The following is a 6,818-nucleotide window of genomic DNA, read 5'->3' on the forward strand; positions in this document are numbered from 1 at the left end:
GGTACCGAGGCCGCGCTCGCGCCCGGGAGCCGCAGGAGCTCCAGATCCGTCTTGATCATTACGGGGTCCCTGGTGCCGGGTCCGGCGCGGCCGGGTCGGCCAGGGCGAACACGTCGGCTCCTGTCTCGGCGCGCCAGACCACTTCCTCGTGGTGCGGAAGAAGGGCTCGCCCCCGCCCAGCGGCATGAGCTGGGTCTCCCCGCCGGAGATGTTGTGGCGGCGCGTGACAGCGACGATGCCGAACTGGTGGCCGTCCCGGTGCGGTCCCTCCGGTGCCGCAACACCCTCCACCTCAGGGGTGGAAACGACCCGGCACTGGTGGATGTTGAGCTGCCAGGCGGTGTCCTTGTCGAGGCCCATGGCTTCGGCGCCGGCCGCGATGAGCGGGGTGGGGTCGGTGGTCAGCGGCTCCAGCGTGCGCAGCCGGCCGCCGACGAGGTCGTTGTACTGGCGCGGCTGCGCGAAGTGGCGGTGCGGCAGCAGTTCCAGCGTCCACCGGTCCTCGTGGACCAGGCGGAACTGGGAGAAGCGGCGGTAGCGCTGCGTCGAGCCGGTGTACGGGTCGAGCGGCAGGTTCTCGAACTCGGCCAGGCTGTACTCGTCCAGCGGCGGAGTGTCCATCACCGCGTATCCCTTGTCGCCAAGACTCATGTGATCCCCCAACGTCTGCAGCTCAGAGCTATGCGCTCTGGGCATCGAAGCAACGTCGCAGAGACTAAGGGTTGTCCCGTAAATGATCTTCCGACCGGTCGGGACGCGCTCGGCCTCAGGGAGGACGGGCTCGTCTAACCGGCGAGGGTGAGGTTGTGCAGGCGGGCGATGCCGAGCATGGCGTGGTGAACGCCCTCGCCGCGTAGGCGGCAGTCGCGCAGGATCTTGTAGGTCTTCATGCGGGCGAAGGCGTGCTCGACGCGGGCCCGGACTTGCTTGTGGGACTTGTTGTGCTCCTGTTTCCAGGCGGACAGTTCCTCGCCCTTGCGGCGGCGGTGCGGCATCACCAGCCCGGTGCCCGGATAGCCGCCGTCGGCGATGGTCGTGGTGTTGCCGACAGCGGCTTTGGCGCCGGACTCCACCCAGGCCCGGCAGTCGTTGCGGTTACCCGGCAGCGGTCGGCCGATCACCACGACCAAGCGGGTGTCGGCGTCGATGACTATCTGGTGGTTGGTGGAGTAGCGGTAGTTCTTCGACTGCTCGGCGACCTTGTGATCGCGGGTGGGCACCAGGGTGCCGTCCACGATCAGCACAGCGTCCTTGGCGAACCGCCGGCGGGGGCTGCAGAGCGAGCTTCGGCCCGAGGTGGTCGATCACCCGGTCAGCGGCCGACTTCGACACCCCGAACAGCGGGGCCAGTTGTCGCATGGTGAGGTTGGTCCGCCAATACGCGGCGACCAGCAGCAGCCGGTCTTCCAGCGACAGCTTCCACGGTCGGCCCCGGCCGCCGACGTCGGCACCTGCGTTCCGCAGTTGAGTCACCAACTTGCCGAAGGTGCCGGGGCTCAGCCCGGTGAACGGGGATATCCAAGACGGCTCCGACGCCGTGATCACACCAGCCACGGCGAGATCATTCCACTGCCGGCCTGCTGGCCGGGTCTTGCCCACACCATGGAAACCAGGCGACCGGGCCAGGCGCATCGTCCAGGATGGCCCCATGAGCCAAGATTTGGTGACGTTCCTCCACGTACGGCTGGATGAGGAGGCCGACCTGGCCCGACGCTGCGACGGTGACGGCTGCGGGGAGTGGACCGCTCACGGGCAGACGGTCGACTTCGGCCAAGAAGAACTCTCCAGCTTCCGTCCCACGATCGCCCTACACGTCGCGCTGCACGACCCGGGTCGCGTCCTGCGGGAGGTCGAGGCCAAGCGACGCTTGCTCGCCCGCCATGTGCTCAGTCCTGCCACGGGTGACCCCGAACTACCGTGGGACAACCGCGATGACTGCCAGTACGACGGCGAGACCTGGCCATGTGATGACCTGCTCGACCTCGCGTCACCTTACGCCGATCACCCTGACTACCCCCGACGCCCCTGAGGCGGAGATCGTTTACGGGACAGCCCTTAGGCAGGTGTATGACACACCGACAACTTCTTGATCATCAAGCGAACACTGGGTGAACTCGACATCTTGTCGAATGGACAGCGGGGCGCTTTGCCGGCAATGGAGGCAAGTTCCTGCACACGAGCGCAATTTGACGTGACGTCAGGGTAGTGGCCTGAATCCTATCAACCGATGTGACGGGAAACCGACGACTCTTCGACTCCCCCGCCGCAGGTCGTAGTGATGGCGCAGGCGACGCGCGGCAGTCGGCTGAAACCTGGTCGATCTCGCACTTGCGCCTGAACACCGTCGGGGGCACGGCGGAGCCGGCGGACAACACGGCCGCTATGGGCGTCCGAGGAGTTGGCTGCCGGCCGTGTTGTCGGTGCGGGCGGTGAAGTAGTCGGTGAAGGCCTGGACGAATTCGTCTTCGGTGATGCGGCCGTCTCCGTCCTGGTCGAGCTGGCGGAAGCCGTGGTTGAGTTCGGCGGTGTGGACCCGGGAGCCGCCGAAGACCGTTCGGTACTCGTCGGCGCACAGGTGTCCGCTGCCGTCGGTGTCCGCAGCGTGGAAGATCGCCCGCACCACGACATGCAGTCCCTGCTCGAGATACGCCGGCCCGGCATCGATCCCGGTGAGCATGGCGGTGACGAACTCCTCGCAGGTCACCTGTCCGTCGTCGTCGGCATCCATGCCGGTCCGCAGATGCTGCCACCAGGTCTCGAAGGCGGCATAGGCGCGGGCTTCGCGCTCAGGGGCGAGTTCGAGCGGCCAGCAGATGTTGTGCGCCATGGCCTGCAGATCGGCCGAGGTGATGTGGCCGTCGCCGGTCTGGTCCAGGACCTGGCGGAAGAAGGTACGCAGACGCTCCGGGCGTGGACCTCCACCCTTGCGGCGACGTGGCGCGGGAAGCCGGACAGCAGGGCTTGCCTCCGGCGGGGAAGAGTGGCCGGTGGAGGCGGTGGGGGGCTGTGGAGTCGAGGGGATGCCCGCCAGGGGGGTGCGGTAGCGGCGGTGCTCGGGCAGCGTATTCATCAGCACGCGCATACCGCGGTGCAGGATGAAGGACAGCAGGGCCGCTCGACGGGTGCGGGGCAAGCTGAAGCGCTCGCGGAAGGCTTCCGGCAGGTCCGCGATGGTCAGCGCACCGATCACGTGGGCAGCCACCGTGCGCACAAGCGGCCAGGCCGGCTTCAGATGGCCGAGGCGGCGGGGTGCGGGCGCTTCACGAAGCATGTCGAACAGCAGGTAGCGGACGGGTTCGCTGTACTCGAGGCGCTCGCGGATCGTTCGGTCCATGTACGCGGGCACGTCCGCGGCCGTGGCCGGGAGCAGGTCGTCGGGCAGGCCGAACTCCGAACACACCGCACGGAATTCTCCGTACATCTGATCCAGTTCAGACGGCGCCAGCGGGCGTCCTGACAGCTCCCGCATCGCCGTCATGCACTCGTACAGCGTGACCAGCACCCACACCCGCACCGCCGGGTCCGCCGCCGTGAACGGCCTGCCCTGCTCGTCGGTCCCGGCCAGACGGCGGTGCGTGCGCTCCAGCCGGGCGACCTCACGGCGCAGCCCTTCACGGTCGGAGAAGAACAGCCGCTTCCCGCTGTCCATGGTGTGCTCGATGCGCCGCCACGGGTGCGCCCGGTACGTGGAGAAGCCGGCCATGCCGGCGGCGACCGCCGGATCCGCGCACTGCAGTACCAGCAGCCGCCACGCCACCAACCCGATCCGCCACTCCCCCAGCGTGCGGCGCAGCAGCGAATCAGGACCAGGAAGATCGGCGGTAGCCAAGGGGACGTCTCCTCAAGCACGTGCACAGGAATGAACAGGGACGCCCGAAGCGATCATCCGGCTATCCGTCCAGCCCAACGGCCCCACCGCGATCCCGGAGCGGCCAGACTCCGGGATTCACCCATCTGGCCCATCCCGGCGAAGTCTTGGGGCCGTTTGACCAGTGCTCTCACCTACAGCCGTTCGACAGCTCCAGCGCGCTCGGCACCGTCCGCAGCTGTCGCGGCGGGGTGCTGCGCCGGTGCTCGCCGCACGCGACTGCATCCTTTGGCCTACCGCGTTTTCGGTCCTGCGGAGGACACATGTGCGGCACCGCCGCGAGAGGGTTGATCCGTGCGAACAACCATCGGATACACCCTCGAAAGCATCGGCTACGTCATAGGAGCCCAGGGGCTCATCAGCTTCGCTTCCCAGGCCCTCTTCGGCACGGAGTGGGGCTGGATGCACAAGATCGTCGACCTTCCGTCCCCCGCTTACCTCGGCATCCTCGCCGTGGGGCTGGCACTCATCGTCGGCGGGGTGAAGACGCGGAAGGCACCTGAGCGCCAGGAGGTCGCCTGACCGGCGGGCCCTTCAGCCCGCGACTCCCCTTTCGGAGTCGTAGCGGTCGAGGCCCGCAGGCGGCTTCGCCCTCCCTGAGGTGTACGAGCCTGACGCGCGGGTCAGTCCGGCCGGTGGTGGGTGTGGGCCTCGGCGGTGGCCTTCAGGTCGCTCAGCCATGTTTCGAGTCCTTGGCGGAGGATGGCGGTCGCGGTGGGGACGTCGGCGTCGACCTGAGGGCCGGTATGGGTCTCCTCGGTACTCACCCGGACTCCGTCGCGGGTCTCGGTGAACTTCCACACGTGGACGCCGTCGATGTGCAGCCCCTCGCCGCTCGCGGGGCCCGTCCAGCGGATGCAGGAGTGACGGCCGAGCTGTTCGACGGTCGAGGTGATCTCCAGGCTGGTGGCCGGAGTCGGGTTGGGGGGCACCGGGGTTGTCCACCGGAAGGCCGAACCCTGCCGGAGGGGGCCGCGGTCGAGGCGTTCCGCGGTCGTCACGGGAGCCTGCCAGGACGGCCAGCGCTCGACGTCGGTCTGCAGGTTCCAGACCGTGCGCAGCGGCGCGTCGACGAGGATCTCGGCACGGTGCCGGACGCGGGCGTCGGCGTCGACGCCGGCCCCCTGGCAGGTGAGGGACCTGGCGGGGCGGGGGCCGGGATCGGCAGCCGCCCCGGCGGGTACCGCGGTGGCGGCGAGGAGGCCGACGACGAGCGGGATCGTGAACAGGGCGGCGTGGATGCCGGTGCTGCTGCGGGTGCCGGACATGGAGTTCCCCTTTGCTGTTCGGTGGGTGGGACCTACCGGGCGACAGGGCCTCAATCGATAGTGAGAGGCTATAACTCCATCTATGCGAAGGGCAATAGGTTTCGTGACACCTTCTAACCGTTCTGGGCGGGTCAGCTGGGGTGAAGCCACCGATCGGCCTGCGGTCGCTCCGGAGCCCGGGCGTATGGTCACCCCTTCCAGGCGCGCACCACCCTGTGGCCCTCGACCTCGAAGTTCAGCCTGCCTTCTAGGTGTTCCATGGTCAGGATCGTGCCGGGCGGGACCATGCGCAGAGTCGTCCAGCCGTTGCGGCGTGCCTGGAGTTCGGCCTCGTCGGCGTCAAGACCTACGTAACGCGCCGGATCGTCACCGGGGGTGGGCGAGGAAGCAGGAGCAGTCATGCCCTTCGCCTGCCCCGCCGCCGCGCCGCGCAAGCCCCCCGGGGGCGGTGGCGGCCGACCGTGCGCAATCGGCCCGCCGGTTGACGCGGCAACGGTGCCCGGGGTGGAGGACCAGTGGAGCTTGTCGTGAGCGGGGCTTGAGGCCGGTGGGCCCGCCTGTTGAGGTGTCGGTTCCTGGGTAAGGCCCCGGAATGAGCTACGTACGCCCCAGCGAGGGGTACTCCCGCGACAGCCGTTACATCACCACCCGGATCACCGCTGACGGACGCGACGGTTTCCCGGTGGAGCCCGGTCGCTACCGTCTCGTGGTGAGCCGAGCCTGCCCCTGGGCACACCGCGCGATCATCGTCCGGCGGCTCCTCGGGCTGGAGAAGGCCCTGCCCATGGCCGTTGCCGGGCCGACGCACGACGTCCGCAGCTGGACCTTCGACCTCGACCCGGAGGGCCGCGACCCGGTACTGGGGATGGAGCGGCTCCAGGAGGCGTACTTCGCCCTCGACCCCGACTACGACCGGGGCATCACCGTGCCCGCGATCGTGGACGTGCCGAGCGGCGAGGTCGTCACCAACAACTACCCGCAGATCACCATCGACATGTCGCTGGAGTGGACGGCGTACCAGCGTGCCGGGGCGCCGGCGCTGTACCCGGCCGAGCTGCGGCCCGAGATCGACGCGGTCAACGAAGAGGTCTACACGGACGTGAACGACGGTGTCTACCGCACCGGGTTCGCCAAGTCGCAGGAGGCGTACACCCAGGCGTACGAGCGTCTCTTCGCCCGCCTCGACCGGCTCTCCGAGCGGCTGGAGCGGTCCCGCTACCTCGTCGGCGACACGATCACCGAAGCGGACGTGCGGCTGTTCACCTCGCTCGTGCGCTTCGACTCCGTCTATCACGGCCACTTCAAGTGCAACCGGCAGAAGCTCTCGGAGATGCCGGTGCTGTGGGCGTACGCCCGGGACCTGTTCCAGACGCCCGGCTTCGGGGACACGGTCGACTTCGACCACATCAAGAAGCACTTCTACGTGGTCCACAGCCACATCAACCCGTCCGGGATAGTTCCCGTCGGCCCCGACCCGTCGGGCTGGCTCGAACCGCACGGCCGGGCGGCACTGGGCGGGCGCCCGTTCGGGGACGGCACCCCGCCCGGGCCTCCCGCCCCCGCCGAGACCTTCCCGCCTCACGACGCTCCGTCGCACCCCTGATACGGCGTCCGGCCTGGGCGGTCTCGACGCGGAACGCCGCCGGATCGGGGCCCTGACACGAGAGCGCGGGCCGCCACCC

At 68.8% G+C, this 6,818-nt stretch carries 7 protein-coding genes and 1 pseudogene; 3 read left to right on the top strand and 5 right to left on the bottom strand.

What is annotated here, in order from left to right:
• On the bottom strand, nucleotides 1-651 hold a 651-nt coding region (locus ACFV0Q_RS36040), incomplete at its 3' end, for a 2OG-Fe dioxygenase family protein (RefSeq protein WP_385011413.1).
• A 134-nt stretch (nucleotides 652-785) separates the two neighbouring features.
• Nucleotides 786-1,554, bottom strand: a pseudogene (locus tag ACFV0Q_RS36045) (transposase).
• 94 nt (nucleotides 1,555-1,648) lie between these two features.
• On the opposite strand from ACFV0Q_RS36045, the gene ACFV0Q_RS36050 reads away from it, so the two are divergent.
• Nucleotides 1,649-2,029 carry a DUF6221 family protein gene (locus tag ACFV0Q_RS36050; RefSeq protein ID WP_385011415.1) on the top strand — a complete coding sequence of 127 codons (381 nt, stop codon included), beginning with the start codon at nucleotides 1,649-1,651 and terminating at the stop codon, nucleotides 2,027-2,029.
• A gap of 351 nt (nucleotides 2,030-2,380) precedes the next feature.
• On the opposite strand, the gene ACFV0Q_RS36055 is transcribed toward ACFV0Q_RS36050, so the two are convergent.
• Nucleotides 2,381-3,829 (bottom strand): oxygenase MpaB family protein, encoded by a 1,449-nt coding sequence (locus ACFV0Q_RS36055; protein WP_385011417.1) that lies wholly within the window; start codon nucleotides 3,827-3,829, stop codon nucleotides 2,381-2,383.
• A gap of 333 nt (nucleotides 3,830-4,162) precedes the next feature.
• Here ACFV0Q_RS36055 and ACFV0Q_RS36060 point away from each other — a divergent pair, with 333 nt between their 5' ends.
• Nucleotides 4,163-4,390: a hypothetical protein gene (locus tag ACFV0Q_RS36060; protein WP_385011419.1), complete on the top strand. Its 228-nt coding sequence runs from the start codon at nucleotides 4,163-4,165 to the stop codon at nucleotides 4,388-4,390.
• 101 nt (nucleotides 4,391-4,491) lie between these two features.
• On the opposite strand, the gene ACFV0Q_RS36065 is transcribed toward ACFV0Q_RS36060, so the two are convergent.
• Nucleotides 4,492-5,136, bottom strand: a complete 645-nt coding sequence (locus tag ACFV0Q_RS36065) for an SRPBCC family protein (protein ID WP_385011421.1) — start codon at nucleotides 5,134-5,136, stop codon at nucleotides 4,492-4,494.
• 188 nt (nucleotides 5,137-5,324) lie between these two features.
• Nucleotides 5,325-5,537 (bottom strand): I78 family peptidase inhibitor, encoded by a 213-nt coding sequence (locus ACFV0Q_RS36070; RefSeq protein ID WP_385011422.1) that lies wholly within the window; start codon nucleotides 5,535-5,537, stop codon nucleotides 5,325-5,327.
• A 191-nt stretch (nucleotides 5,538-5,728) separates the two neighbouring features.
• Between ACFV0Q_RS36070 and ACFV0Q_RS36075 the strand changes: the two genes are divergently transcribed.
• A complete protein-coding gene (locus ACFV0Q_RS36075; protein WP_385011424.1) occupies nucleotides 5,729-6,739 on the top strand; it encodes a glutathione S-transferase family protein in 1,011 nt (336 codons plus the stop codon).
• Nucleotides 6,740-6,818 lie beyond the last annotated feature (79 nt).

Source organism: Streptomyces sp. NPDC059564 (genome assembly GCF_042735575.1).
In the GTDB taxonomy this organism is placed as follows: Bacteria; Actinomycetota; Actinomycetes; order Streptomycetales; family Streptomycetaceae; genus Streptomyces.